Origin of the sequence: Trichocoleus sp. DQ-A3, assembly GCF_039961975.1 — a bacterium.
Taxonomy (GTDB): Bacteria; Cyanobacteriota; Cyanobacteriia; order Cyanobacteriales; family FACHB-T130; genus FACHB-T130.
In genome coordinates this window covers 27923-53536 of the sequence record NZ_JAMPKC010000016.1, presented here as the reverse complement: position 1 = coordinate 53536, position 25614 = coordinate 27923, and the positions used below count along the sequence as shown (strand labels likewise).

Below are 25614 nucleotides of genomic sequence, written 5' to 3'. Positions count from 1 at the left end.
AAAGAAAGTGCTTTATACTTCTTAATCTTTACTATGGCAAGAGACTTGCGGGGATTCATCAAACTACTGGAAGAACGAGGGCAGTTACGGAGAATCGATGCCCTCGTTGACCCAGATATGGAAATTGCTGAGATTTCCAACCGGATGTTACAACGCGGTGGTCCTGGGCTGCTATTTGAAAATGTAAAAGGATCAGCTTATCCGGTGGCGGTGAACCTGATGGGTACAGTTGAACGGATTTGCTGGGCGATGAATATGCAGCATCCGTTGGAGTTGGAGGAACTGGGCAAAAAGCTGAGTATGTTGCAACAGCCGAAGCCACCGAAGAAGATTTCTCAGGCGGTGGAGTTTGGCAAGGTGCTATTTGATGTGCTGAAGGCGAAACCAGGGCGCGATTTTTTCCCAGCCTGTCAGCAAGTGGTTATCCAAGGCGATGATCTGGATCTGAACCAATTGCCGCTCATTCGCCCTTATTCGGGGGATGCTGGCAAGATTATCACGTTGGGCTTGGTAATTACCAAGGATTGTGAGACGGGTACGCCGAATGTGGGCGTTTACCGGCTGCAACTGCAATCTCGCAACACGATGACGGTGCATTGGCTATCGGTGCGGGGTGGTGCGAGACATCTACGGAAGGCGGCGGAACAGGGGAAAAAGTTGGAGGTTGCGATCGCACTCGGAGTTGACCCTCTGATCATCATGGCAGCTGCAACGCCGATTCCAGTCGATTTATCAGAATGGCTGTTTGCCGGACTCTACGGCGGTTCTGGGGTGCAGTTGGCGAAGTGTAAGACGGTAGATTTAGAAGTGCCAGCCGACTCGGAATTTGTCCTAGAGGGCACGATTACACCGGGGGAAGTGCTGTCAGATGGCCCTTTTGGCGATCACATGGGTTATTACGGCGGTGTCGAGGATTCGCCGTTAATTCGCTTCCAGTGCATGACGCACCGCAAAGATCCAATATATATGACAACTTTTAGCGGTCGTCCGCCGAAAGAAGAAGCGATGATGGCGATCGCGCTGAACCGCATCTACACGCCGATTTTGCGACAACAAGTTTCAGAAATTGTTGATTTCTTCCTACCAATGGAAGCGCTGAGTTACAAAGCGGCGATTATTTCCATTGATAAGGCATATCCGGGTCAGGCGCGACGTGCAGCCTTAGCTTTTTGGAGTGCTTTACCTCAGTTTACTTACACCAAGTTTGTGATTGTGGTAGATAAAGACATTAACATCCGCGATCCGCGTCAAGTGGTGTGGGCAATTAGTTCTAAAGTTGACCCCGTGCGTGATGTTTTCATTTTGCCGAATACGCCTTTTGATACTTTGGATTTCGCTAGCGAAAAAATTGGTTTAGGCGGACGTATGGGAATTGATGCGACCACGAAAATTCCTCCTGAAACCGAACATGAATGGGGCGAACCTTTGGAATCCGATCCAGATGTGGCGGCGATGGTGGAACGACGCTGGGCAGAGTATGGTTTAGCCGACTTGCAACTAGGAGAAGTTGATCCGAAATTGTTTGGCTACGATATGAAGTAATTGTTTGGCACCAGCACTAACGCTGGTGTTAAATAATTGGGAAAATTATGGCTAAAAAGGCGAACAAGACAGCATCAAAGCTAACCGTAGGATTAGCGCTAGCTAGCATGAGCTGGGTTATCAATACTGGCACGGCTAATCTTAGCGTATTAGCACAACCAATTAATGAAAAAAAATGTGATATTTCTGCGGTTGTCATAGACAAAGATCCGCAAGGTTTAAATGTGCGTAGTGGCCCAAGTAGTAATAGTCGAATCTTAGGAAAAATCCCCACATACGAGTCAGTTGAAATCATCGCTTCCTCTGGAAATTGGGTAAAAATTACGAATGCTGATAGAGAAATTGGCGGCTTTCAGGGAACTGGCTGGGTGTTTTTGCCCATGTTAGGCACTTCAACGAGGGGCTATGAAACGAATGGGGTTAATCTTTATGCCAGTCCCAGTCAGCAAAGCCGAAAAATTGCACGAGTTCCACGTAGAACCGATGTTAAATTAATAGGCTGTCAGGGAGAATGGGCACAAATTGAATATCGAGGTGTTAAGGGTTGGCTGAAAAGTGACGATCAATGTGGTGTAGGTACAACCTGTTCTTAATTGTTTTGCGGGGTTCAATAGATTAGGTTTATGAGCTAGTGCGATCGCTATCAGACGCAGATGCAACTTGGGCTGATAAATTGTTCGATACGCAAGCTTTACGGTAGTTCAAGCTTGAAGAGGCGCGTAGGAGGAAGTCTGAGGCGATCGCGATCGCCTGCTGTGTCTTTTCCATCGCTTAAGTAAATTTTATTGAGAATGGACCCACAAAGCCCCAAGGTTGACTGCCTTAGGGTTTTTCTTTAGCAATTACAGGCGATCGCATATCCCAAAAGGCTTACAGACGCCAATAGACAGTTGAACGCTTGAGTTTGTAATCCATCTTAAAGCTCAGAGTTCTGAGTTTTAAGATGACACGAAATCACGAAGATTGCATTGCCCTTCTTGAACAAATTCGTTGGGGTGGAAAGCCAAAGTGTCCGTACTGCGAATTGACCAATTCCCGGAAATTGAAGAATGAACACAGATACCAGTGTAATGAGTGCTTTACTTCATATAGCGTTACAGTTGACACACTATTCCATAAAACTCATGTAGACTTGGACAAATGGTTTTTAGCGATTCCCCTTGTTCTAAAGTCGCCAGCAGGCATCAGTGTACGTCAGCTTGCCAAAGAAGTTGGGGTCCAGAAAAACACCGCAGCTTACATCATTGAGCGTATCCAAAAAGCCATGACAGAAGAGCCGGAATTGCTATGGAGCCTTATGGAAATTGATGAGTTTTAAATAACTGGTAAACTCTTTGGAGTAACAGAGTGAGTTTAAGGGGGCTAAATGCCCCCAAACTTCTAAGTTATGGAAACCATCTCAACTCAACGATAAGTAAGTTACGCTTTGACCATGTTTCTAGTGGTGGTAGCAGAGAATTACTTAAGATGACAAACTATTGACTGTTGAAGCTATGCTAGGTGAGGCGGCTAAATGAGTTTACAAAGACAGTACGAGAGAACTAAGCGTAGTGCATCGTCTATTGCTCTGTTCTTTATTGTCGGTGCATTTTGTATAGGTTATTCTGTATCTGTTATTGAACCTTTGCTGAAGAATCGTTTAAACCTTGCTATTCCTCCTTTTCTTCCGCAAGCAGTTGGCTTGATTGTAACTTTTTTCTCATGGAATTACGTTAAGGAAACGATTGAAGACGCAATTGAATCAGATGTTAAAACAACAACAAAAGAAATTAAAGAAGAATATGAAAAGAAATCACCTGAGGCTATCAAAGAAAAACAAGAGCTAGAGTTCTTAGCTATTTGGACAGATGAAGAAACCCTTAATCAAGTTGATTTTAATGAAATGTCTCCAACATTGCGCGAAGCTTTGATGAGAGATAGAGATGAATTTAAAGAGGTAGTACTTGAAAATTTTAGAAACAGATTTACTGCGTGCCAAGAGATTTTAGATAAGCTTGGCAAGGACGATAATGGAAAAAAAATATTGCTATCCATAGTAAGAGAAGCAGTCGATGTTGCACTACTTAAGAATAGTAAGGATACAATCTCGAAAGAAGAAAACGCAATATATTTAAATGTATATAGAATTTTGCAAGCTTGGCTACTCTGTAGCATAAAGTTCGATGCTGTTATGCCCGCCCAGTCGCTCCGAAAAATTATAAAAAATAGTAAATATGAGATAGTTGCCCTGGAATATATTAAAGACAAGATGTTGGATGATCCAAGGGTAGCTGAAATTCTACCAAATGAGGAATGTAGAAAAATAGTAAAATTTTACATAAATGAATTTATTAAACAAGTAGATTAGTCTTGAGTGGAAGAAGGTGCTTGAGGATTTTGAACTTGATTTATAGGGTTGGGAAGATAGCCAACTGTATTAAAATCTATGTACTCCTTTAGCACTGCTTTAAGGGTTTCTTCGTATTGAATACGCTCTTGTAAGCTAGGATCTTGATGATTTGTCAAAGTATTAACTTTTTTCCAAGCAGCCTCAACATCCCTGTTTTTACCTTGCAATTCTTTATTAACTGTAGCCAAAATATTACGAGCTACTTTTAATAGTTCTTCTAAAGTAAACTCAACCATTGGTTGGGGTTGCATCCTCGTATAAACATATCTGATATAGTATTCATTTACTTGCATTAAGTCTCGACCGCTAACTGCGACACTGCAAATTTTTTATCTGCTTTCATCAAAGCCAATATCAGAAGGCTCTTAACCCTACTAGAGTAAAACCCGAACGCTTCCCCATACTCCTCAGCTTAGCTGCCAGAAGTGATCGCACCTCCATCACCAAAAGCGCGATCTCATTCCTATCACTACAAGCGCAATCGTATTCCCATCACCAAACAAGCGCTCGCATCCCCACACATTCACGCGATCTCACCCATCTCTCTCTTAGCCCCCTCCTCGCTTGCGGGGAGGGGGTTGGGGGTGGGGTTCTATCTCTGCAACCAACCCGCAATCCCTTCCAGCACCGCATCAATTGAACTCAAAATCGCCTCATTGCTAAACCGCACAACCCGCAGCCCTAGTCTCTCCAAAAACTCCTGCCGCACCGCATCTTCCTCTTGAGTGTATTGGTGAATTTCTCCATCCACCTCCACAACTAACTGCGCTTCATTACAGTAAAAATCAACAATAAAACGGTCAATTGAATGCTGACGGCGAAACTTAAATCCCAACAGTTGCTTGTTTCTTAATCTCTGCCAAAGTTTCTCTTCTGCTGGAGTTGGTTGATGACGCATTTGGCGACCCAGTGGCTTGAGTTTTTCCCAAAGTTGGGGCGGAGTATGCCAAGATTGTCCCGGAACCCCACCCCCTAACCCCCTCCCCGCAAGCGAGGAGAGGGAATTGGAGGAAGAGAGGGGATTGGAGTAGCGTAGAAGGTTTGGTTCTATGGGTTCATCTTGGGTCATTTGCTCATCTTTGATTCGTTGCTTATTTCAAGCCAGCGCGATCGCTTTTTCCTGCAAATTATCCTCTACTTCATAGTTGTCTGGTATTGATAAACCAGTGGAGCAACTTCAGAGGCGTAAGCCGCCAAAACACTTTCTGCCTCTTCGTCAAATAAGCTGCCGTCAGTACGATTCCAAGCTTGTAGCGCTCCCAAAAGCTTGCCTTTGTAGTAGAGAGGCACGGCTAAAGCTGTCTCTATCTCCAACGCTTTAGCATGATCTTGCCGGACTCGGAGATCGCCCTCAGTACGACAAACTAACACGGGTTTGTCGCTCTGAAATGCCGTACCACACAATCCGGAAGTCGCTGCGGCAACCCTTTTGTCCAACACCCACTCAGCGTGCTTGCCTATTGCTGCCGCATAGTAGACGGTTTCCCCTTCGGACTCAGCTAGCACCACGGAGGCTGTTTCAGCATTGACAATTGCTTGGATGCGTTCGGCAATGTCATCTAATATCTGGCGATTTTGACTCATCGTTAACATCTGTTTATCTGCAATCAGTCTATCCAAATACAGTTAGGTTAAATGGCACTAACGCTCGGAGCCGGGAAATAAATTTCACAGCTAAAGTAGAGACACGATTAATCGCGTCTCTACTCTGGAATTAGATTCCCCTGTTGATAACAGACTTTAACGTGAAATTACTCCAGCCTCACGGAGCCTGTGATAGCTCTTTTGCTTATACTTTGACAGGGGTGCTGCCAGCAGTAAAACTTTCTCTAGCAGCCAAGGTGCAATGCGATTGCACCACACAGCTAAATGACTTTGCAATCCCACCAAAATTTCCGGCGATTCCTTTTGCAGTCCGGTGACGAGTGCTTGAGCGACTTTCTGAGAAGTTGTGGGGACTACCCAGCGAAACCACTTTAAATCTCGCACCATGTCAGTATCGGTCAAAGATGGCAGCAAAGCTATCACCCGGATATTGTAGTCGGCAAGTTCGCCGCGCAAGGCTTGGGTAAATCCCAAAATCGCAAACTTGGTGGCTGAATAAGTCGCCATTGTCGGCGCAGCAATTTTGCCCATCAAGCTAGAAACGTTCACGATGGTTCCTTCCCGTTGGGTTGCCATGCGTCGAGCAACCAGACGAGTCATCGTGTACATTCCCATTAAATTAATCGCGATCTCTTGCTGCACATCCGGGAGTTGAGATTTCAAAAAGGGCGCTTGGTGTGCAACTCCCGCACAGTTGACGAGCAGATGAATCTGCCCATAATCTCGCCAAGCTTGGGCGATCGCAATATTCACTTCTACTATCTGAGCCAGATCCAAAGGTAGAATCGCGGCTTCTACGCCAAGTGCTTCAACTTCGGCGGCGACTTCTGCTAAGCGATCGGCGTCGCGTGCCACCAACAACAGGCGTTTGGCTCCTTGTTGCGCGAGTTCAAGCGCGATCGCTCGCCCAATTCCACGGGAAGCTCCGGTAATCAGAGCTGTCTTTCCTTGAATATTCATAACTTAAACCTTCTCCATTTGAGGTCTCACCGCGCTGATAGTGCCGAGTTCAAGATGCAAGAAGTAGAGGTAGCATCTTCTAAGCTCGCAGTGAGGAAAACAGTAACTCGTAATTACAGATGAGTTGAACTGAACTGTTGGGAGCAAGACATTTCTCAAAATTCTTGCAGGGAACCCTATTTTTGTAGACAAACCTGAGAAATGTCTTTCCGGAAAACTTCAGTCAAATAAGAGTTGGACTGGCAGTACGTAAGGGGAACACGAGTTAGGAACCAGATGAAATTGAAGAAATGCATTTTGAATCGTGAAACAAAGAAATTCCTCCGCCGTCTAGCAAGGTTGGTGTACCGTCAGAGAAATAAAGTTTCAGGCAATCCTGCAATCAGTGAATGGGTGTACAGCCAAGTTTGATGTAGAGCATGGATGGCACGTCTCCTAAAATACGGGCATTGACCAGAAGCAACTCTTAAGCACACCTTAGCAACTGCATCAACGAATCGCAATAAATTTTAATAAATTCTGCTTAACATTCCGTTACAAAATTGCCAAATGCTTTGCTGGAGCTAAATTGGGCGAGGTGTTCCTTTGGGGAAGTCAAGGGATGCCGTGAGCGCAGGAGCGGGCGACTTCCTATTTACTGGTGTTGTGGAACACACTGGGCGTCCGAAGAGAGCCAACCAAAAAGCGATCGCTCACGCCAAAACCCAAGCGAAGAAACCGCTCGGTTTTGAGATATTTGATATTCTGGCAAAAGTTTAAGATGATCCCTTTCGCCTATGGCTGCTTTGATTAAAGAAATCCAACAGAGCTTATTAAACCTGATGGGTCAAACTATTGAGGCGCTACCAGGAATTTTGATGGGGATCGCAATCCTCTGTTTAACCCGGTATGGAGCGAATCTAGTTCGGCGGCTCGTCCGTGGCGTTGGCAGGCGTGCCCTGAAAAACCCATCACTGCGCCTGCTGCTCGTGCAGACCAGTTTTGTAGGAACCTGGGTGGTAGGGATTCTCTTCGCCTGTGTTGTTGCCTTCCCAGACTTGCGGCTGGGCGACATCATTGGTTTGCTGGGACTCAGCTCGGTAGCGATTGGCTTCGCCTTTCAAGATATTTTCAAAAATTTTCTGGCAGGAGTGCTGCTGCTGTTGCAGGAACCGTTTCGGTTGGGGGATCAAGTGATAGTAAACGGTTTCGAGGGAACGATTGAAGAAATTTCCCTGCGCGCCACCCAAATTATCACCTATCAGGGAGAGCGCATCGTCGTGCCAAATGCAATTGTCTTTACCAGTCCGGTGCAAGTGCTGACGGCGATGCCCCACCGCCGGACTGATTTAGAAATTGGCGTTGATTACAATACCCCTTTACCCTACGCCGTCGAAACTCTGCTCGAAGCCGTGTTAAAAGTCGAGGGCGTTTTATCGAAGCCAGCACCGGAAGTAGATGGATTGGGCTTTGGTGATAGCTCGATGAACTTGGTCGTCCGCTATTGGACATCGCCGCACAAGGTAGATGTGCGCCGCACTAGAACCAAGGTGATGATCGCGATCAAACAAGCTTGCGATCGCGCTGACATTAACATTCCTTACCCCATCCGCACGCTTTACAACTACAATCAGCAGCAGTTTAACGATGCTTCCCCAGTTGCAGATGGTGCCCAAAAAAGCTGAAAGTTTTGAGTTTTGAATTGAAGAAAAACTCAAAACTCAAAACGAATTCATCCCCTAATTTTGTTAAACCACCGCAGCCACTTTCAGCTCAAAAATCCTCTCGATCGTATCCTCTACCACCTTATCAGGAGTTGAAGCTCCAGAAGTAACTCCTACCACAATGGGACCAGCGGGGAGCCAATTTTCCTGAACTTCCAAATCGCCACCCAGCGGCTTATGCTCCACACGATTGCCAGGGCCAATTCGCTCGGCGCTATCGATGTGATAGGAAGGAATTTTCCGCTCAATGGCAATTTCTTGTAAGTGCGTCGTATTGGAAGAATTGAACCCCCCAATCACCACCATGAGATCTAGTTTTTCATCTACTAGCTGAAACATGGCATCTTGCCGCTCTTGAGTGGCGTCGCAGATGGTGTTGAAGCTTTGGAAATGCTCGTTCAACTCGCTTGGCCCATACTTTCTCATCATCGTGCGCTCAAATAGCTTGCCGATTAGCTCGGTTTCGCTCTTGAGCATGGTGGTTTGATTGGCAATGCCAATCCGCTCTAAATCGGTGTCGGGATCGAATCCCTCTGAGCAAGCGCGGCTGAATTTTGTCATAAATTCGTCGCGACTCCCGCCATTGAGAATGTAGTTAGAGACATACTCCGCTTGTGCCAGATTCAGCACGATCAAATACTTGTCAGCAAAAGAACTGGTGGCGACGGTTTCTTCGTGATTGTATTTGCCGTGAATGATCGAGGTGTAAGCTTTTTTCTTGTGCTTTTCGACCGTATTCCAAACTTTAGAAACCCAAGGACAAGTCGTATCCACAATCTTGCAACCCTTGTCGTTGAGCAGCTGCATTTCCTGAACGCTGGCACCAAATGCCGGTAAAATCACCACGTCACCCGCATCGACAACGGAGAAGTCTTTTTCGCCTTTCTCTACAGAGATAAACCCTACTTTCATGTCGCGCAAGCGCTGATTCACAGAAGGGTTGTGAATAATTTCATTAGTAATCCAAATCTGCTCGGTCGGGAAGTGCTGGCGGGTTTCATAAGCCATTGCGACGGCGCGTTCCACACCCCAGCAAAAACCAAACGATTCGGCTAACCGGATGGTGACATCACCGCGTTTCAGGGTGTAGTTGTTTTCCCGAATTTCCTGAATGAGATGGCTCTGATACTCGGATTTGAGGACACCAGCGACTTCCTCTTGATGACCAAAGCCCTTGCGATGGTAGTTCTCAGAACTGTTTAATGACCGTTTGAAGGCTTTTGTATCCATGCAGCCGTTTCCTCTCTCATTCTGGTGGTTCTCCTCGTCGATCATAAAATGCCTGGACGCTCAGCTGGCGTTACCCAGCAAAGTCAAAGCCAGGAATTTTTAATTGGCTTTGCTGGGTTCTGTTTCCACCTGCATGAAGAATTGAAGGGCATAGCGCCAAATAACATAGCCTTGGGGACTTAGGTGCAAGCCATCCGTCGTCAGTTCGGGCTGTATATTGCCGTTACTATCGGCAAACAGGGGATAGAGATCGAGATAGCTGACAGATTCCGAACGAGCGATCGCGCCCAGTTGTCGGTTTAGTTCGCGGATGCGACTGCTAGGGATAGCAATCAGGCGATCGCGTCCCACCCAGGTTGACTTTTTACCGCCGTGGGGCAAAATCGACTGCACAACAATCTGTGCTTGGGGATGAACCCGTCGCAGATAGCGGATAATCTGTCGCTGGTTCGCCAGAATTCTCCGATCGCCCACCCCTCGGATCAGGTCGTTAATGCCAATCATCACCAAGATCGTTTCCGGCTGAGTTTCGTCCAACACATCCAATCGGTTGAGCAAACCCCCTGAAGTATCTCCAGAAATTCCTTGATTGAGCCAAGTGCGCTCTGTGGGCAATAGCTCCGAAGGAAACCACAGACTGAGCGAATCCCCAGCCAGTACGGTTAAATGTTTGGGATTTTTGGTTGCGGCTACCTCCGCTTCTTGCCTGAGCAGCGTCACCCACTGAGCGTAATTCAGCTGGTGGCGCGGCCCTAACGCGGGTGTGGAAGGTAGTGTTTTCGTCAGCAGGCTGGTAGAGACGTCTTCTGGGATCGGCTCTACAGAGGTAGCATCGCTAGCTTGTAACCTAGCTGATAGCCACCGATCCCGATTCAGCAACAAAATTACTGTTAGCATCAGCAACCCGTTAGTAGCTAGGGACAAGAGCGCCCAAGCCGGAAGAAAGGTTTTCGAGCGAGTGGACACACTAAATCAGATTCAGCACAGGTTGAATTTAATCTTAAATTGCTAGCATCCACAAATCGAGCGATCGCCTAGCTGCCAATGGAAATTGCCAATTATTCGCCTTTGAAGCTCAGTCCAGTGGCAAAATCCTCTCCATAACCTTCTTCACCATGCTCGTTGATGTCTAAACCTTGGTCTTCAGCGTTAGGTTTGACTCGCAAATCCATCGCCAAACTTAAAAGTTTGAGGATAGCAAAAGTGCCCACCCCGGCAAACACATAAGTTGCTAAGACACCGACAATCTGTTCCCATAATTGGACGGGATTGCCGAAAAATAAACCGTTGTCTCCTGCTGAGTTAACGGTTGTCGTCGCAACCAGACCCGTCAGAAGCGCCCCTATCGTCCCGCCAACGCCGTGGATAGGAAAGGTATCCAAAGAATCGTCAAACTGCAACTTGGCTCGGAGACTGACGGCAAAGAAACAGCAAACAGAGGTAACGGAACCGATGAAGATGGCTCCGAGCGGATTCACGTATCCGGCTGCCGGGGTCACGCCAACCAGTCCGCCGAGGAAACCGCTGGCAATGCCAATTGCTGTCGGTTTGCCTCTGAGTAGCCATTCCAGGATGACCCAAGTGAGACCGCCGGCTGCCGCAGCGACCATTGTGGCGACGAAAGCTACCGCTGCTAGGGAACCTGCTGTTAAAGCACTCCCGGCATTAAAGCCAAACCAGCCAAACCAGAGCATACCGATTCCGAGTAGCACGTAAGGCACGTTATGGGGTGCGTGTGGTGTCACCATGAAGCTTTTTCGCGGCCCAATCACCCAAGCGGCGACGACAGCAGAGACGCCAGAGCTGATGTGTACGACGGTTCCTCCAGCAAAATCTAAGGCTCCAAATGTACCGATCCAGCCTTTGCCCCAAACCCAGTGAGCTAAAGGAGAGTAGATAAAGGTAGACCAAAGCAGGATGAACCAGAAGTATGCCTTGAAACTCATCCGCTCCACGATAGCCCCAGAAATTAGGGCTGGAGTGATGATGGCAAACATCATCTGGTAAACCATGAACACTTGATGGGGAATCGTGCCAGCGTAACCGACCGGATCGGGTTGGTCGAAGGCGACGTTATTCAAAAATAGCCAGTTCAGGCTGCCAATGAAGGGATTGGCACTGAAAGGAGGATCGGCTCCAGGGGTCAAGGAAGTGGGTGCAAAGGCGAGGCTATAGCCCCACAGAGTCCAGGTAACGCCGACAACTCCCATGAGGATGAAGCTCATCATAATGGTGTTGAGGACGTTGCGCGATCGCACTAATCCGCCATAGAAAAAAGCTAACCCAGGCGTCATCAGCAGCACTAGGGCTGATGAAATTAGCATAAATGCGGTATCGCCTGTGTCGATTTTCGGAGCCTCAGCAACCGCTGGCGACGCTTCCTGACGCGAAGCATCGGCTGGTTCCCCAGGAACCGTTGCGGGAGCGGACAATTCCGGGGAAGGACTCACCGAAGGCGATGCGTCTTGGGCAAGCGCATTTCCTACCATTGGGCCACCCAGAAGACACAGCGCCAGTATCCAAGTAATGAGAACTTTCTTGATCACTGATTTGGTTCCATCAACGCGATCGCTTTGTTAAGCAAATGAATCTGATTGCACCAATTTCAATCAGGTCAATTCTGTATCAAAGTATACAAATTAGCGGAGTTGCCTATAAATATTTCACCCACAGATAGACGACAAAAATGAAATCCGCCCTACTCGCAACTCTATAGAGTTGGGAATAGGGCGGACTCTATGGGGAAAGGAGAAAACTCAAAAGAACAAAATGCTTTCTTTTGGTTTATCTGTCGTTACTTGACATATTCACCGGGCGGAGTCGGCATTCCACCATGCTTACCAGTATCAGAAAACCCAGCAGAGCTTCCTTCCTTAAGGAATCCACTGTAAGCTTCCATGCCATGTTCTCCGATATCCAAACCTTCAAACTCCTCTTCTGGAGTGACTCGGATACCGAGGGTCGCTTTCAACGCCAGCCAGAAGATTGTACTGAGTAGAACGGTTATGCCTCCCACTGTGACAATACCAATCAGTTGAGTGATCAACTGTCCGAGACCACCACCGAGCAATAACCCCTTGGTTGGGCCAAGACCCTCACCGTACCAGGAATAGACACCAGGACCAGCAGCAAATAAACCCACTGCCAGAGTCCCCCAGATACCACAAACCAGGTGAACTGAGGTCGCGCCCACCGGGTCATCAATTTTGATTTTGTCAAAGAGAGTGACAGCGAAAACAACTAATACTCCGCCAACCAAACCGATGATCAAAGAACTGCCAATGCTGATAAAAGCACAGGAAGCTGTCACCGAAACTAAGCCAGCCAAAATGCCGTTGATAATCATCGACAGATCCGGCTTACCCAGGTACAACCAAGCTGTAATGGTAGCGGCAATTCCACCCGCAGCACCCCCCATGTTGGTTGTCAGGGCAATGTGAGTAATGGCGTTTGGATCGGCAGCCATTGTGGAGCCAGGGTTGAAACCAAACCAGCCCAACCAGAGAATCAAAGTGCCCAAGGTGGCAATGCTCAGGTTATGACCAGGGAAAGCAACGCTTTGCCCGTCTTGATATTTACCAAGCCGTGGCCCTAAGAATGCGGCTCCCATCAAAGCTGCCCAGCCACCCACTGAGTGAACGACCGTGCAACCCGCGAAATCCCAGAAGCCTCTGGTTTGCAGCCAGCCACCGCCCCAGATCCAGTGTCCGGTGAGCGGGTAGGCAATCCCGACGAGTAAGAGGCTGAAGATTAAGAAGTCAACAAACTTAATTCTTTCTGCAACCGCTCCAGAAACAATCGTGGCGGCTGTTCCGGCAAATACTAGCTGAAACAAAAACTTAGCAGCTAAGGGAACGCCAGCCCATTTCAGAGAGCCAAAAACACCTTGATAGGCATCGTTGGTGGCAGGGCTGTTATCGGCTCCGCTCAAAAACCACCCGCTCAAACCAATGAAAGGATTGCCGTCCCCGAACATCAAGCCAAAACCAATCGCCCAAAACGCGACGGTCGCTAGAGCAAACACAATCAAGTTTTTGGCAAGAACGTTGACCGCGTTTTTCTGGCGGCAGAAGCCAGTTTCTAACATACAAAAGCCAGCGTTCATGAAGAACACCAGGAAAGCAGCGATCGCTACCCATAGGGTGTCTAGCGCTACCTTCAACTCGGCTGTTGTCGGCCCCTCAGCTGCCGGAGCATCCTGGGCGACTGCTGCATAACCCCACACCATCACAATCAAAATGGCGATAGGAATGCAAGCTTGCCAACTTGGAGTCAGCCGCTTAATGGCAATTTGCAACTGCTTAAACATCGTGGCAGTCCGGGGAGATTGGACTTGCCAATTAGAAGACAATCGCTTCTTTTTGGCTTTCGATTTCTTCTTTTTGAGCGTTAATTTAGGCATCATCACTGCACTTTCCTCAATCAGTCCAACACATCCATCGGTTTAGTCAAAAATCAGTAAATCCAGTCATTTGAAGTGAGTATATGACAAAACCTTACAGGCAACTCGTTAGGGATTTTTTCCTTTATCAACATCTAGACGGGATGTCTAATTTGTCCGGGAAATTTTAAGATTTTGTATTTTCCGAGGCGGGATATTCTGTATCGAAAGTTACATTTTTAGATTCTGGCTCTGGCATCTCAACCCGCAGAACTCTCCTGGAAGTATAAATCGCGGGAGTTTGAGCGAACTTGGAGCTAAATTAGTTTATATCCATCTATGGGGGGATGCCCCAAAGAAAAGCCTAAATTTATTAAGCGAATCCATTAAGACTTCAGAAGCTTAAATTTCTCCGGAAATCCCATATTATAGAAACTTAAATTAAGCAATTACTTTATTAAATAAATGCTTTTATAGAAACTTTCCTATAAATTAAATGCAAGTTTTTTTATTTTATATTTGATGAACAGATAAAAACTGTTACTAAAATAGCAAAAACAAGGTTATCAATTTTTTTTAGGACAAGATTAAATTTGACTTTGATCGCGAAACATTCAACGAATAGATTGGGTCTAAATCTCAAAGAAACCGCCCCTGTCGCCCCTCCAGTTCCGCTAAAAATGAAATCAGCAGTTTTCTTGACGCACCTCGCTATCGGTAAACAAAGCGATTGGCATCAAAAAATTATTCTTGAGATTTCAATCGTTTCTCCTCTCTGCCAAGCCTAAAAAAATAACTGACTCGCCCTTAAAATTAGGGCATCTTCTCCAAATACTGCTTATAGCCGATTTCATCCAGAAGCTGCTGCTTCTCCATCACGGAATCGCTTAAACTGCGGCGATATTGCTGCACTCGTTCGAGTAATTCTGGCTGGTGGGATGCCAAGATTTGCACAGCCAACAAACCGGCATTTTTCGCATTACCAATCGCGACAGTCGCAACGGGAATTCCCGCTGGCATTTGCACGATGGAATAGAGAGAATCAACGCCCTGTAGGTGACGGCTGGCGACTGGCACCCCAATTACTGGCAAAGGTGTCAGAGACGCTACCATACCGGGGAGATGGGCAGCGCCACCGGCACCCGCGATAATCACTTTGATGCCGCGCTGGTGGGCTTGTTGGGCGTATTCCACCATCCGTTCCGGGGTACGGTGGGCAGAGACGATAGCGACTTCGCAGCCGACGCCAAATTCTTCACATATTGCGATCGCGCCTTGCATAGTGGGCAAATCGGAATCGCTACCCATGATGATGCCAATTAACGGTTGAGTCATTTTTTCGGGAGTTATTCAGTTGGTTGTTAGATAAACTGGTGTCTGCTCGAATTTAGGTATCTTGTCGCAAAAGTGATGACAGACGCAACAACGCTATCCATGACTGCCCCAATCGTGATTCGCAATGCTCGATTCCGAGGCTACGAAAGCTTACAGCAGATTTGGATTCATCAGGGCAGGATTGAGCAAATTCTGTCAATGGACACTGTATTCAAAATGGTTCCACCTGAGGATTTGCAAGTGCTGGATGTGGAGGGAGATTGGGTGTCGCTGGGTGGTGTCGATTTGCAGATTAATGGGGCGTTGGGGTTGGCATTTCCAGAATTGAATCTGGAAAATTGCGATAAGCTACCGGAAATTTGTAAATTTCTATGGCATCAGGGCGTTGATGGATTTTTACCAACCATCGTTACAACATCGGTTGAGAACATTCAGCGATCGCTCTCCATTTTCTCTAATTTTGCCGCTTCCCAGCACCAAGATCGAACCACTGCCGAGATTTTGGGGGTGCATTTGGAAGGACCATTTCTCAATCCCCAGAAGCGAGGCGCACACCCCGCCGAGTACCTATTGCCGCTAACGATTGACAACGTGAAACGGGTTTTGGGGGATGATGCAGAGATTGTGAAAGTGATTACTTTGGCACCAGAATTAGATCCAACTGGGGAAGCGATCGCGTATTTGCGAAGTCTTGGGATCACCGTCAGTTTGGGACACTCCCAAGCTACTGAAGCCCAAGCGCAGCAAGCTTTTAAACTGGGAGCATCGATGGTGACTCATGCCTTCAATGCCATGCCCGGATTACATCACCGCGAACCCGGCTTATTAGGAGCCGCCCTGGTTCATCCAGCCGTACAGTGTGGTTTAATTGCCGATGGTCAGCACGTCTCTCAGACGATGATTCAGCTGCTGCTACGCGCCAGTTCTACCCCCTTAAACCAGGGGCAGCAGGGGGAGCTATCCGAGCAAGGCATTTTCCTGGTTAGCGACGCCTTAGCACCCTTGGGACTCCCCGATGGCATCTATCCCTGGGATACGCGGCAGATAGAAGTGAAAAACGGCACCGCACGACTCCCAGATGGAACCTTATCGGGAACAACATTACCGCTGTTAGTCGGAGTGCAGAATCTAGTCCGTTGGGGGATTTGTGAAGTCGAGACTGCGATCGCGCTTGCCACAGAATCCCCCCGTCGCGCTATCGGGTTGCTCAAAGAACCGTCAAAACGCGATCGCCAAAAAAACAACAAAACCAGTCCCTATCCTAATCAACCCGCTCATCAACTGCTGCGCTGGCATCTAGACGAATCAACGAATGGACTCACCTGGCAGCGCTTATTACCCAATGCCTAAAATAAGCAATGCCTCTCCTCTTCCTCTCTTCCTCTGCGTTCTCCGCGTCCTCTGCGGTTCGTATAAATGGTAAGTTTAACCGTTGGGAACACTTCGATAAAATCCAATTTCATGAACGCAGCAGACGATAAAACAATTGTCAAAGACTATTTCAACTCCACCGGCTTCGATCGCTGGAGACGCATTTACGGCGATGGTGAAGTTAATAAAGTCCAACTAGACATCCGCGAAGGACATCAGCAGACAGTCGATACCGTACTTAGCTGGCTGAAAGCCGATGACAATCTCGCCACTCTATCCATCTGCGATGCTGGTTGTGGCGTCGGTAGCCTCAGCATCCCCCTCGCCGAAGCGGGTGCCAAAGTCTATGCCAGCGATATCTCCGAAAAAATGGTCGGAGAGGCTAAGGAAAGAGCCGAGGCAGTTCTAGGCAACGCCAGCAATCCTACTTTCACCGTACAAGATTTAGAAACATTAAGTGGCAAATATCACACCGTTATTTGCTTAGATGTCCTCATTCACTATCCTCAAGACAAAGCCGCCGAGATGATTTCTCATCTCACTTCTATGGCAGAATCTCGGATAATTCTCAGCTTTGCGCCGAAAACTTTAGCCCTTAGTTTGCTCAAAAAAATTGGCAGTTTTTTCCCTGGTCCCAGCAAAGCCACTCGCGCTTATTTGCACCGAGAGGCTGATATCGTCAAAATTCTAGAAAGTAACGGTTTTTCGATTCAGCGGCAAGGAATGACGAAGACTCGCTTTTACTTTTCTCGCATACTGGAAGCCACGCGAAAGTAAGGTTAAGATCGCGGCTGTATTGACAACATCGGCTGGGCACCATGAAGCTCATCAAAAAACTGTCTGCGGGCTTGCTACTAACATTCGGCGGTATTTTACTATTGATTCCGCTCATTGTTTTTACCCTGCCGAATCCGAATGCCAGCCCGGAGGATAAACAGGAAGATGGAGACGCTGCCATCGGGGGTCTAGTTTTAGGACTCCCAGCGGTAGCCCTTGGAGGTTGGCTGGTGTGGGGATTGCGGAAACAACACTCGAAAGAAACAAGCGATCGCCTCCAGTCTACCTTTTATCAGCTACTGAAAGAAGGCGATGGAAATATCACCACTTTACAGTTTGCGATGGAGGCGAAGCTAACAGCTGCGGAGGCAAAGCAGTATTTAGATGATAGAGCTAAAGAATACGATGCTAACTTTAAAGTAAGTGAGGAAGGAGGAATTTCTTATTACTTCCTGTTGAGATAAGAGTAGTTGAAATTATGATGACGCAGATTTTTTTATGCATCGCATCTATTTTAGGCGGATTGTCCGTCGCTGCTGGTGCTTTTGCCTCCCACGCTTTGAAAGAAAAACTCAGCGAACGGGCAGCAGAAATCTTTGAGACGGGTGCCCGTTATCAGATGTATCACGCATTAGCTTTGCTACTGGTGGCATTATTATTAAGTCGCGCCGAGGCAGCACAGTCAACCCTTGTGGCAGCTGGATATGCCTTCATCGTTGGCGTCATCCTTTTCTCAGGCAGTCTTTATGCCTTGAGTCTGACGGGTGTAAAGTGGTTGGGACCAATTACTCCACTAGGAGGCGTAGCCTTTATTGTGGGATGGGGTTGTTTAGCAGTTGCTGCATTAAGATTTTAAATAGTTAGCCTTTTCAGCAAGTCCCGCTGAGCTTTACTAAACTCAATTCCAGAACGTTTATTCTTGATCAGTGCTTCTGCTTGGTTCGCATTATTCACAAGCCCCTTGGCAACAAGTGTAGCAGCAACAACTGTTGCAGAACGCCCATGCCCAAGCGCACAGTGAATATAAATATTTCCCTGCCATGCACAGATTTTATCAATCAATTTTTGGAATACTTGATAATCTGGCACGGACGCATCTAATGTAGGAACGCAGATATAAGCTCTTCCTGAAATAACGTTTTTAGGTTCTGGGAATTCGGCTGTTAAATCAACTATTAAGCTGATATTATCGGGAAATTCATTAAGAAATACTCTACGACCTAGCCAGATGCCAGGTACTATCTCGTTACAACATTCTTCTTTCCCAATCAGTCTTTGAAGATGCCAGCTTATCCAAGTTAATAATAAGTAGGGCATCAATAAGCATATATTCAGCCATCCCATCGTTCCATCTGACCGTTTTCCAAATACTTTAGCTCCCAGCCATCCGTATGCTGCTCCTACGGCAATAAAACTAACACCAATCCATAGAATTAGCCATTTAGCATTTCCAAATTTCGAGCCAAATAAAATTAGGTAAATACCACTCAGAAAAAATATAAAGCTATACTTCATCGTTTGTTTACAATAAATGCCATCCTCAACAGTATTAACAGATTATTCAGCGCATCTTTACTAGAGGGAGATTCCGGTAAATGACTGCTTTCGCTTGCTTCCTCTAATTTGGCGAGCAACCGATTAAATTCTCCGCGATAAAATGCTATATCAGCATCTTCCAAAACAGATTTTTCTGCTCCTGCTAACTTTCGCTCAATCAAGTCGGGAATATAAGGCAATTTAAAAATATCATTTAAATGAACCAAATTAGCTTCTATAACACCCGTTCGCATTAAATGAATGCCAGTTAATAGCACTCGATAAACATAAAGTAACGGCTTAACACGATGCGGATTTTCTTTCTCAAAAAGCCGCCATTGCGTATTTGCAAAGCCGAGATAATGGTGAGAATGGTGGCGGGTGATGCAACCTTTGGCAATCTCTTTTAATTCTTCATGTTCTGGCGTCGTGTGGAGAATTAGCGGTGAATATAGCTGCTCTAATACATAACCGTTCTTTTTAAGAAGTAGCGAAAAGAACTTTTTGACATCGTGAGTTACAAGGTCAATTTCCAGCTTGTCCCGTACTTCTGAAATTTCAATCGTTTCACGCCCAATCTCTAATCCAACCACCTCCGACACTGGCAGAATGTGTGACCCGCGCAAGTCATAATCAGAATCGGGAGATGGAAAGCCATACAGATGTGCGCCGCTGATTGTTGCGAACAAAAGCGGATAGGGTTGCTCAGAAATGACTGGGAGTAGCGGCTGTGCTATTACCATAATTTATTAATGGGTATTGCCGATAGTTAAGAAGTAAGCTTATAGTATGAATCAACTGCTACAAAATCCGGGTAAATACACCCTTAAACTACTCAAATCGTGGTTTAAGGGTGTTTTTTAGCTGAGTTAAGGTTTCAGGATTGACAGAAGAAAGAGCGATCGCATTGAGAAAGGATGTGCAATGTGTCATCAAGTAAAGTCTTTTACAAGGAGGAAGGTTGTAAAAAGTTAGTTTAGGCTGGATTGCGGAACGAAACCCAACACTCCTAAGCATTAGTTGGACTTCACTGTCGTTCAATCCAACCTACTAATGATTCATTCTTCGTTGCTATCTTCCCAGGAACCTCTTTTCGATTACCCATTCGCTTAATCGCGTAGCTTTTCTGCTTTGCAGTAGAGTTTCCTCGGTGCTTCATTGAAGTATTTAAACAAGGCGGGACATAACCATCCTTCCTTGTTATTTAACTCCCAGCGATACCAATTGCCACCATACTCTTCTCTTACCAAAGTTAGTTCCGCCTGATATCCGGGAAATGGGTTTCCTGAAAACAAAAGCTTAAAACCTTTCTCAGCATTGGGAATCTCTTTAACCAGAAGATCGATCATCTCAGGAATCCCGCTGACAAATGGCTCTCGGACAAGTCCGACTCGCTCATCATCAAACACCCAAGTGTGTTCGTAGCGATAGGGGAAAATCACCATCATTGCGTTAGACATTGGTTCAGCCTTGCAATAGATTTTATGTAGCGTTACAGGGAAATATTTAAACAATGCTGGACTTAGCCAGCCTTCTAAATTTTTGGCTTCCCAGCGATACCAGTTACCGCCGTACTGTTCTCTCACCCAAACCAGTTCTGCCTGATACTCTGAAAAAGCGATTGGAGAAAACAAGAGTTTAAAACCTTGAGCAGCATTGGGAATATCTTGAACCAGACTGTCAATGATTGCAGGCATCCCGCTGACAAAGGGTTCGCGGATAAGTCCGGCTGGTTCATAGTCAAATACCCAATAGTCTTCATGACGATAGGGAAAAATTACCATCACTGCATTAGGTATCATCTGAATTTCCTCTTTTTTTTTGACGTCTTTAACATCTTTGAAATTCAATTTCTAAACCATACTTCGACGTGCTTTAATCAAAAAAGCATTTGCCTTTTCATAATCCGGACGTTCTGGCAGCGATGTTGTGGCGAAAGCGTCATCAAACTGGCGATGCAAGCTTAGCCGCCAAGCGTTAACTTCCTCCCAAGGCATCTCCCCGTTGCGGATAGCCAGCAGTTGTTGTCGGTGTTCTTCGACGCGAACTGGGACAAAACCCTCTTGCAGCACGGTGATGCCCGACAACAACAGGCGGATTAAATGCATCGCGTGCTTCCATTTAAATTCCCCCTTTGTACGGATATCTTGTTCAAGTTTTTTGAACTGTGACATCACATATCCGTTATATGTCTGGTAAACTAACTGAGAGAGAAAAATAGACCGAATTCCTAATAATTCTTCAGCCAGGGGCATCACCGTTTCTACACCTGGTGTGTAGAGGCACTCTAAGACATTCGGATTTGCTTTGAGTGCCAAGGTCAAAAATTTCTGGAGTTCCCAGTAGCACTCCTCGTTTTCTTTATTTTCCAACTGCTCCGGAATCCCGTAGAGCGACCACTGAATATTGGCGGGTGGTAAGTAAATGCCGCGTCGGTCAATATCAGAGTTGGCATTATCTAAACCGTAGGCTCTTGAACCGACGATACAGCGGTAAATGACACACTCGTAAAGGTCAAAATCGGCAAGAACGGCTCCTGGTAGTTGCAGACCTTCTTGTTGCCAAGATGAGTGGATGGTGAGTTCTGAGCGCCGTAGAGACGCCTCTCCCCCGTCTGGAAACTGGACGCGATAGGCGTGGGAGTTGTCAATGGGTGATTTGATAATAACGCCGACGGTGCCGCGCGATCGCGCAATTTCACCCGCAGCATCTTGAATCTCAACACGAGTCACTATCTGGGTTCCAACGGGCAAAATCAGATTGGGGTTAAAGGCTAAACTCTCTGACAATTATTGCTCCCCCTTTGGACTGGTATTCTCCTCTACGCTGCCATAGCCAAAGATGGCGTGTCTACAATATGAAGTATTGTCAAAAATATGAAAGCGATCGCTCTTGCATTTGCAGTATAAGTTGCTACTTTTGGCTGCGGATTCTCTTGGACGACTGATGGTTCAACAAAAATAAGCTTTTCATGTGGAACGACGTTCATCTAACGAACGTCAAACTCATCGGTTTCTCAGCAATTTCCTATCGCCAATTCACCCCAAATCTCAGCCTTTTTTAAGGTTTGGAGCTTAATCTCAACCATTAATGTAGGAGCAAACCCTAGAAAATGTGCCGTATACTTGGCTACCTCGGTTCGCCTATTCTACTGGACTGCCTTTTGTCCAAACCGGAACACTCGCTGATTGTCCAAAGCTATGAACCCCGCGAGATGACCTCTGGTGTCGTTAGTGCCGATGGTTTTGGAATTGGCTGGTATCACGCCCAAAAAGAGACCGACCCCTTTATCTACAAAAATTTGCTGCCCATTTGGGGTGATACGAATGTCTCCAACCTCAGCCGTTATATTGAGTCGGGATGCGTCCTTGCCAATGTTCGCAGCGCTACTACTGGTCAGTCAGTAGATTTGAGTAACTGCCAGCCGTTTCGTTCCGAGCGTCTCTTGTTCACACACAATGGTGCGATCAAAAACTTTCGCAAGACACTGTATAAACCGATTCGGAGCCGACTGAGCGATGAAATTTACCAATCTATTGACGGCACGACAGACTCCGAGCATATGTTTGCCTTATTCCTGAATGAATTGGCATCTAACCCTGGGATGAGCTTGGAAAAAGCACTGTACAAAACGTTGATGACTTTAACCGAGTTAGCGGATGCTTACCACACACCAATCTCTGCCAACATAATTGTCACAGATGGACATCGGATGGTTGCCTCGCGCTTTGCTCAGGGAACAAATGTTCCCTCACTGTATTGGCTGCGGGACGATCCTATCTTTCCAGAAGCAGTAGCGATCGCATCTGAACCATTGTTTACTGGCAACTGGATCGGGTTCCCCGAACAAAGCATGATTAGTGTGGGAGAAGACCTTGAAGTTCAAATCCATCAACTCTGAAGTAGCCAGAGCGAGTACCCTTGATGAGCGGCGGCAACAAATCAAACAATCGATGCAGCGCTGCCGTGCCGGTACTTTAGCACTGTTTGAAGGCATTAACTATGACACCTTCTGTCGTCAAGTGCATCCCGACTTTAGCCCGATTGGCTGGCATTTAGGGCACATTGCTTACACCGAGGCTTTGTGGCTGCTGGTTCGTACTGCGGGTAAAACGCTAGAACTTCCCGTTTCTAAGGGGGGACAAAATGCGATCGCTGGTTATCAACGCTTATTTGCGGCGGATGGCTTACCCAAAATGCAACGGGTTTATTTACCCCTGCTCACTGAAATTCGCTGCTATCTGCACACAGTTAGAGAACAGGTATTCGATTACCTGGAAGTTGCACCTTTAGATGAGCAAGAACGCCTTTGGCGCTGGTTAATTCAGCATGAGAGCCAGCATAGTGAAACTATCTCCTTCGTGCTGCAATTACAGCGTCGAGACGCCCAATTTCACGTAGGAAGTCGTGCTAACCTACCGGAAACGTGCAATCACCCCATCTTAGAGGAGATGGTTGAAATTGCGGCGGGTGAGTTCGAGATGGGCAACGAGTCCATCGAAGCTTTAGACAACGAGCGTCCAGTTCACCGAGTTTACTTGGATACCTACTGGATTGACCGTTATCCCGTCACTTGCGGACAGTACCGGGCGTTTATGGAAGCGGGAGGATATCAAAATGCCCGATGGTGGACAGAAGCTGGGTGGAAATGGCTGCAAGAAAATCCCGTGAATCAGCCGCTATACTGGGCACCTGACACAGCTTGGGATAATCATCCAGTCTGCGGCGTTTCCGGGTACGAGGCACAAGCGTATGCCCGATTTGTGGGGAAGCGACTGCCAACCGAGGCAGAGTGGGAAAAAGCAGCCAGTTGGGATGCGATCGCACTGTGTCGCCGCACATATCCCTGGGGCGAGGCGGAGCCATATCTAGAGCGATGTAACCACGATAACTTGGCAGGGCAAACAACACCCGTAGATGCTTATCCCTCTGGGCAGAGTGCCTATGGTTGCTACGATATGCTCGGCAATGTTTGGGAGTGGACTTCTACCTGCTTTGATGGCTATGACGGTTTTGTCAGTTACCCTTACGTTGGTTATTCCAAGACTTATTTTGATGGAGAGCATCAGGTATTGAGAGGTGGTAGCTGGGCGACTCGTCCCGCCGCTTTGCGCTCTAGCTTCCGCAACTGGTATTATCCGAGCGTCCGTCAGATTTTGTCTGGATTTCGCTGTGCGAAGTAGCTATATCTATAGCGGTTTTCATTCAAGTGCAATAGACACACTCGGAACCTCACCCCCAGCCCCTCTCAGTGAACGGAGAGGGGAGAATATTGAACTTCTCTGGGTAAATGGGGAAGAGCTGGGTGGGGTTAAACCGTACTGCATCCAATCGGTATTTCTCCCTCTAATTGATGGGAGCTAGGGGAATCTGACCGAATTTGCTTGACTCGATTCCCCCAACCCCCGATAAATTAGGAGCTAAGAAATAGTGGTACATGGCGTTTCAATCATGTATCAACACAGCCCGATTTTTTATTTACTGAAATAAGCTGCCGATTTATCAGGAAAATGTATAACAAGTAGCCTGAGTCTAAATACATCTAGCTCAGGCATGATTTTATTCAATATAGCTTTGTGTTTCACTAGCTGACGGTTATAGCCAACTATTTTGACCCTCGCGATCGCGTAAAAGCGGATGCCGCAATGATTCGGCTGTTCGCGCCCACACAAACGGAGGATAAATGACAATTTCTAAAACTGCAAGCGGTAAAACTGCTTCCCAATCTACGATAGAAAAACGCTTGCAGATAGAGCATCTACTCAGCGCCACGGCACAGTTACAAAATCAAGAAATTGACGGAACTGATGTTGTTAAGGGTTTAAGTGAGACTCCCAAATCTCTGACGCCGCGCTATTTCTACGATGACAAAGGCTCCCAACTATTTGAGCAAATTTGTGAATTACCAGAATATTATCTAACGCGCACAGAAACAGCCATTTTACAAAAGTGCGCGGGTGAAATTGCTCAGTTGACGGGGGAAAGCGAACTGGTAGAACTGGGAAGTGGCAGCTCAACAAAAACCCGGATTCTGCTAGATGCCTACCAAGAAATGGGCTACCCACTGCGCTATCTGCCTATTGACGTGAGTGCTGGCATTTTAGAAAGTAGTGCCAGGGAATTGCTAGTTGATTATCCCTCCCTCCAGGTTCACGCTTTAGCCAGTACTTATGAATTAGCATTGACACGACTAGCACCGACGCAATTGCCTAGTCGAACGATCTGTTTTTTGGGTAGCACCTTGGGTAATTTAAATCCCCAAGAATGCGATCGCTTCTTCACCCAAATTGCCGAGGCTCTGGAAGTGGGTGAGTATTTCTTACTAGGGATAGATCGGCAAAAACCAAAACATTTGTTGAATGCAGCCTATAACGATAGCCAAGGCGTGACTGCGGCGTTTAATCTGAATATTCTGCACCACCTGAATCGCCGCTTTGATGGCAATTTTGACCCTTCTCAGTTTGAACATTGGGCGTTTTATAACGAATCCGAACATCAGATTGAGATGCATCTGCGGAGTATGCGATCGCAAACTGTCACACTTAACGACCTCAATTTAACGATTGAATTTGAAAGCGGCGAGACTATCCTGACGGAAATTTCCCGCAAATTTAACCTCGACGCCCTGCAACAGGAACTTCAGACAAGAGGCTTAAAAACACTCCAAATTTGGAGCGATCCGAATCAGTGGTTTGGCTTATTACTTTGTCAACTGCAACCCATGTAGGTAATCATCAGCATAATTTCTCGCTTGTCTAAAGGCGCACCTGTGGGTGCGCCTTTAA

At 46.8% G+C, this 25614-nt stretch carries 27 protein-coding genes; 13 read left to right on the top strand and 14 right to left on the bottom strand.

The annotated features are described in order from the left end of the window. Nucleotides 1-33: 33 nt before the first annotated feature. Both NDI44_RS20300 and NDI44_RS20295 read left to right on the top strand, forming a co-directional pair. Complete coding sequence (locus NDI44_RS20300) at nucleotides 34-1542, top strand: UbiD family decarboxylase (RefSeq protein WP_190411406.1); 1509 nt, start codon at nucleotides 34-36, stop codon at nucleotides 1540-1542. 47 nt (nucleotides 1543-1589) lie between these two features. Continuing rightward, nucleotides 1590-2135: an SH3 domain-containing protein gene (locus NDI44_RS20295; RefSeq protein ID WP_190411405.1), complete on the top strand. Its 546-nt coding sequence runs from the start codon at nucleotides 1590-1592 to the stop codon at nucleotides 2133-2135. Between the two features lie 28 nt (nucleotides 2136-2163). Here the strand turns inward: NDI44_RS20295 and NDI44_RS20290 are convergent, their stop codons facing one another. Beyond that, the gene (locus NDI44_RS20290; protein ID WP_190411404.1) at nucleotides 2164-2310 is read right to left on the bottom strand and encodes a hypothetical protein; all 147 of its coding nucleotides are present in this window, start codon (nucleotides 2308-2310) and stop codon (nucleotides 2164-2166) included. A gap of 175 nt (nucleotides 2311-2485) precedes the next feature. On the opposite strand from NDI44_RS20290, the gene NDI44_RS20285 reads away from it, so the two are divergent. Together NDI44_RS20285 and NDI44_RS20280 are read left to right on the top strand one after the other, a co-directional pair. After that, nucleotides 2486-2860 (top strand): transposase, encoded by a 375-nt coding sequence (locus NDI44_RS20285; protein WP_190411403.1) that lies wholly within the window; start codon nucleotides 2486-2488, stop codon nucleotides 2858-2860. Nucleotides 2861-3055: 195 nt separating this feature from the next. Next, complete coding sequence (locus tag NDI44_RS20280; protein ID WP_190411402.1) at nucleotides 3056-3889, top strand: hypothetical protein; 834 nt, start codon at nucleotides 3056-3058, stop codon at nucleotides 3887-3889. On the opposite strand, the gene NDI44_RS20275 is transcribed toward NDI44_RS20280, so the two are convergent. The 4 genes from NDI44_RS20275 to NDI44_RS20260 form a co-directional block, all read right to left on the bottom strand. Next, nucleotides 3886-4182: a hypothetical protein gene (locus NDI44_RS20275; protein WP_190411401.1), complete on the bottom strand. Its 297-nt coding sequence runs from the start codon at nucleotides 4180-4182 to the stop codon at nucleotides 3886-3888. The genes NDI44_RS20280 and NDI44_RS20275 overlap by 4 nt on opposite strands. Nucleotides 4183-4523: 341 nt before the next feature. Then, the gene (locus NDI44_RS20270; protein WP_190411400.1) at nucleotides 4524-5000 is read right to left on the bottom strand and encodes an endonuclease domain-containing protein; all 477 of its coding nucleotides are present in this window, start codon (nucleotides 4998-5000) and stop codon (nucleotides 4524-4526) included. A 65-nt stretch (nucleotides 5001-5065) separates the two neighbouring features. Then, complete coding sequence (locus NDI44_RS20265) at nucleotides 5066-5515, bottom strand: GAF domain-containing protein (protein ID WP_190411399.1); 450 nt, start codon at nucleotides 5513-5515, stop codon at nucleotides 5066-5068. Nucleotides 5516-5671: 156 nt separating this feature from the next. Then, a complete protein-coding gene (locus NDI44_RS20260) occupies nucleotides 5672-6496 on the bottom strand; it encodes an SDR family NAD(P)-dependent oxidoreductase (RefSeq protein WP_190411398.1) in 825 nt (274 codons plus the stop codon). Between the two features lie 606 nt (nucleotides 6497-7102). Between NDI44_RS20260 and NDI44_RS20255 the strand changes: the two genes are divergently transcribed. Both NDI44_RS20255 and NDI44_RS20250 read left to right on the top strand, forming a co-directional pair. Further along, a complete protein-coding gene (locus tag NDI44_RS20255) occupies nucleotides 7103-7255 on the top strand; it encodes a hypothetical protein (RefSeq protein ID WP_190411397.1) in 153 nt (50 codons plus the stop codon). A 17-nt stretch (nucleotides 7256-7272) separates the two neighbouring features. Beyond that, the gene (locus NDI44_RS20250; RefSeq protein ID WP_190411396.1) at nucleotides 7273-8160 is read left to right on the top strand and encodes a mechanosensitive ion channel family protein; all 888 of its coding nucleotides are present in this window, start codon (nucleotides 7273-7275) and stop codon (nucleotides 8158-8160) included. Between the two features lie 63 nt (nucleotides 8161-8223). Here the strand turns inward: NDI44_RS20250 and NDI44_RS20245 are convergent, their stop codons facing one another. The 5 genes from NDI44_RS20245 to purE all read right to left on the bottom strand — a co-directional run bounded on the left by NDI44_RS20245 (nucleotide 8224) and on the right by purE (nucleotide 15145). Then, nucleotides 8224-9429: a 4-hydroxy-3-methylbut-2-enyl diphosphate reductase gene (locus NDI44_RS20245; protein ID WP_190411395.1), complete on the bottom strand. Its 1206-nt coding sequence runs from the start codon at nucleotides 9427-9429 to the stop codon at nucleotides 8224-8226. A 99-nt stretch (nucleotides 9430-9528) separates the two neighbouring features. Continuing rightward, nucleotides 9529-10395 (bottom strand): SGNH/GDSL hydrolase family protein, encoded by an 867-nt coding sequence (locus tag NDI44_RS20240; protein ID WP_339380495.1) that lies wholly within the window; start codon nucleotides 10393-10395, stop codon nucleotides 9529-9531. Between the two features lie 92 nt (nucleotides 10396-10487). Next, nucleotides 10488-11975, bottom strand: coding sequence for an ammonium transporter (locus NDI44_RS20235; protein ID WP_339380590.1), 1488 nt, complete (start codon nucleotides 11973-11975; stop codon nucleotides 10488-10490). A gap of 248 nt (nucleotides 11976-12223) precedes the next feature. Next, nucleotides 12224-13834: an ammonium transporter gene (amt, locus tag NDI44_RS20230; protein ID WP_190411393.1), complete on the bottom strand. Its 1611-nt coding sequence runs from the start codon at nucleotides 13832-13834 to the stop codon at nucleotides 12224-12226. A 789-nt stretch (nucleotides 13835-14623) separates the two neighbouring features. Then, a complete protein-coding gene (gene purE, locus NDI44_RS20225) occupies nucleotides 14624-15145 on the bottom strand; it encodes a 5-(carboxyamino)imidazole ribonucleotide mutase (protein WP_190411392.1) in 522 nt (173 codons plus the stop codon). A gap of 75 nt (nucleotides 15146-15220) precedes the next feature. Between purE and nagA the strand changes: the two genes are divergently transcribed. The 4 genes from nagA to NDI44_RS20205 all read left to right on the top strand — a co-directional run bounded on the left by nagA (nucleotide 15221) and on the right by NDI44_RS20205 (nucleotide 18149). Further along, the gene (gene nagA, locus NDI44_RS20220) at nucleotides 15221-16495 is read left to right on the top strand and encodes an N-acetylglucosamine-6-phosphate deacetylase (protein ID WP_190411391.1); all 1275 of its coding nucleotides are present in this window, start codon (nucleotides 15221-15223) and stop codon (nucleotides 16493-16495) included. A gap of 111 nt (nucleotides 16496-16606) precedes the next feature. After that, the gene (gene bchM / locus NDI44_RS20215) at nucleotides 16607-17293 is read left to right on the top strand and encodes a magnesium protoporphyrin IX methyltransferase (protein WP_190411390.1); all 687 of its coding nucleotides are present in this window, start codon (nucleotides 16607-16609) and stop codon (nucleotides 17291-17293) included. Between the two features lie 41 nt (nucleotides 17294-17334). Continuing rightward, complete coding sequence (locus tag NDI44_RS20210; protein WP_190411389.1) at nucleotides 17335-17757, top strand: hypothetical protein; 423 nt, start codon at nucleotides 17335-17337, stop codon at nucleotides 17755-17757. Nucleotides 17758-17774: 17 nt separating this feature from the next. Then, entirely contained in the window at nucleotides 17775-18149 is a 375-nt protein-coding gene (locus NDI44_RS20205) for a DUF423 domain-containing protein (RefSeq protein WP_190411479.1), read from the top strand. Here the strand turns inward: NDI44_RS20205 and NDI44_RS20200 are convergent. From NDI44_RS20200 to NDI44_RS20185, 4 genes are all read right to left on the bottom strand, one after another. After that, nucleotides 18146-18808, bottom strand: coding sequence for a dual specificity protein phosphatase family protein (locus NDI44_RS20200; protein WP_190411388.1), 663 nt, complete (start codon nucleotides 18806-18808; stop codon nucleotides 18146-18148). The two genes, NDI44_RS20205 and NDI44_RS20200, sit on opposite strands and share 4 nt — an antisense overlap. After that, nucleotides 18805-19572, bottom strand: coding sequence for a nucleotidyltransferase domain-containing protein (locus NDI44_RS20195; RefSeq protein ID WP_190411387.1), 768 nt, complete (start codon nucleotides 19570-19572; stop codon nucleotides 18805-18807). The genes NDI44_RS20200 and NDI44_RS20195 overlap by 4 nt, the downstream gene beginning before the upstream one ends. A gap of 366 nt (nucleotides 19573-19938) precedes the next feature. Continuing rightward, nucleotides 19939-20289, bottom strand: a complete 351-nt coding sequence (locus NDI44_RS20190) for a DUF6717 family protein (RefSeq protein WP_190411478.1) — start codon at nucleotides 20287-20289, stop codon at nucleotides 19939-19941. Between the two features lie 393 nt (nucleotides 20290-20682). Next, entirely contained in the window at nucleotides 20683-21618 is a 936-nt protein-coding gene (locus tag NDI44_RS20185; RefSeq protein WP_190411386.1) for a nucleotidyltransferase domain-containing protein, read from the bottom strand. Between the two features lie 323 nt (nucleotides 21619-21941). On the opposite strand from NDI44_RS20185, the gene egtC reads away from it, so the two are divergent. The 3 genes from egtC (at nucleotide 21942) to egtD (ending at nucleotide 25556) form a co-directional block, all read left to right on the top strand. After that, the gene (gene egtC / locus NDI44_RS20180; protein WP_190411384.1) at nucleotides 21942-22730 is read left to right on the top strand and encodes an ergothioneine biosynthesis protein EgtC; all 789 of its coding nucleotides are present in this window, start codon (nucleotides 21942-21944) and stop codon (nucleotides 22728-22730) included. Continuing rightward, nucleotides 22720-24012, top strand: coding sequence for an ergothioneine biosynthesis protein EgtB (locus NDI44_RS20175; RefSeq protein WP_347276898.1), 1293 nt, complete (start codon nucleotides 22720-22722; stop codon nucleotides 24010-24012). Before egtC ends, NDI44_RS20175 begins: the two co-directional genes overlap by 11 nt. Before the next feature lie 500 nt (nucleotides 24013-24512). Further along, nucleotides 24513-25556 carry an L-histidine N(alpha)-methyltransferase gene (gene egtD / locus NDI44_RS20170; protein WP_190411383.1) on the top strand — a complete coding sequence of 348 codons (1044 nt, stop codon included), beginning with the start codon at nucleotides 24513-24515 and terminating at the stop codon, nucleotides 25554-25556. Nucleotides 25557-25614: the final 58 nt, after the last annotated feature.

What these genes read in the sequence shown, in the direction of transcription:
- NDI44_RS20300 (WP_190411406.1), top strand. Translation starts at nt 34, where the DNA reads ATGGCAAGAGACTTGCGGGGATTCATCAAACTACTGGAAGAACGAGGG.
- NDI44_RS20295 (WP_190411405.1), top strand. Translation starts at nt 1,590, where the DNA reads ATGGCTAAAAAGGCGAACAAGACAGCATCAAAGCTAACCGTAGGATTA.
- NDI44_RS20290 (WP_190411404.1), bottom strand. Translation starts at nt 2,310, where the DNA reads ATGGAAAAGACACAGCAGGCGATCGCGATCGCCTCAGACTTCCTCCTA.
- NDI44_RS20285 (WP_190411403.1), top strand. Translation starts at nt 2,486, where the DNA reads ATGACACGAAATCACGAAGATTGCATTGCCCTTCTTGAACAAATTCGT.
- NDI44_RS20280 (WP_190411402.1), top strand. Translation starts at nt 3,056, where the DNA reads ATGAGTTTACAAAGACAGTACGAGAGAACTAAGCGTAGTGCATCGTCT.
- NDI44_RS20275 (WP_190411401.1), bottom strand. Translation starts at nt 4,182, where the DNA reads ATGCAACCCCAACCAATGGTTGAGTTTACTTTAGAAGAACTATTAAAA.
- NDI44_RS20270 (WP_190411400.1), bottom strand. Translation starts at nt 5,000, where the DNA reads ATGACCCAAGATGAACCCATAGAACCAAACCTTCTACGCTACTCCAAT.
- NDI44_RS20265 (WP_190411399.1), bottom strand. Translation starts at nt 5,515, where the DNA reads ATGAGTCAAAATCGCCAGATATTAGATGACATTGCCGAACGCATCCAA.
- NDI44_RS20260 (WP_190411398.1), bottom strand. Translation starts at nt 6,496, where the DNA reads ATGAATATTCAAGGAAAGACAGCTCTGATTACCGGAGCTTCCCGTGGA.
- NDI44_RS20250 (WP_190411396.1), top strand. Translation starts at nt 7,273, where the DNA reads ATGGCTGCTTTGATTAAAGAAATCCAACAGAGCTTATTAAACCTGATG.
- NDI44_RS20245 (WP_190411395.1), bottom strand. Translation starts at nt 9,429, where the DNA reads ATGGATACAAAAGCCTTCAAACGGTCATTAAACAGTTCTGAGAACTAC.
- amt (WP_190411393.1), bottom strand. Translation starts at nt 13,834, where the DNA reads ATGATGCCTAAATTAACGCTCAAAAAGAAGAAATCGAAAGCCAAAAAG.
- purE (WP_190411392.1), bottom strand. Translation starts at nt 15,145, where the DNA reads ATGACTCAACCGTTAATTGGCATCATCATGGGTAGCGATTCCGATTTG.
- nagA (WP_190411391.1), top strand. Translation starts at nt 15,221, where the DNA reads ATGACAGACGCAACAACGCTATCCATGACTGCCCCAATCGTGATTCGC.
- bchM (WP_190411390.1), top strand. Translation starts at nt 16,607, where the DNA reads ATGAACGCAGCAGACGATAAAACAATTGTCAAAGACTATTTCAACTCC.
- NDI44_RS20210 (WP_190411389.1), top strand. Translation starts at nt 17,335, where the DNA reads ATGAAGCTCATCAAAAAACTGTCTGCGGGCTTGCTACTAACATTCGGC.
- NDI44_RS20205 (WP_190411479.1), top strand. Translation starts at nt 17,775, where the DNA reads ATGACGCAGATTTTTTTATGCATCGCATCTATTTTAGGCGGATTGTCC.
- NDI44_RS20200 (WP_190411388.1), bottom strand. Translation starts at nt 18,808, where the DNA reads ATGAAGTATAGCTTTATATTTTTTCTGAGTGGTATTTACCTAATTTTA.
- NDI44_RS20195 (WP_190411387.1), bottom strand. Translation starts at nt 19,572, where the DNA reads ATGGTAATAGCACAGCCGCTACTCCCAGTCATTTCTGAGCAACCCTAT.
- NDI44_RS20190 (WP_190411478.1), bottom strand. Translation starts at nt 20,289, where the DNA reads ATGTCTAACGCAATGATGGTGATTTTCCCCTATCGCTACGAACACACT.
- egtC (WP_190411384.1), top strand. Translation starts at nt 21,942, where the DNA reads ATGTGCCGTATACTTGGCTACCTCGGTTCGCCTATTCTACTGGACTGC.
- egtD (WP_190411383.1), top strand. Translation starts at nt 24,513, where the DNA reads ATGACAATTTCTAAAACTGCAAGCGGTAAAACTGCTTCCCAATCTACG.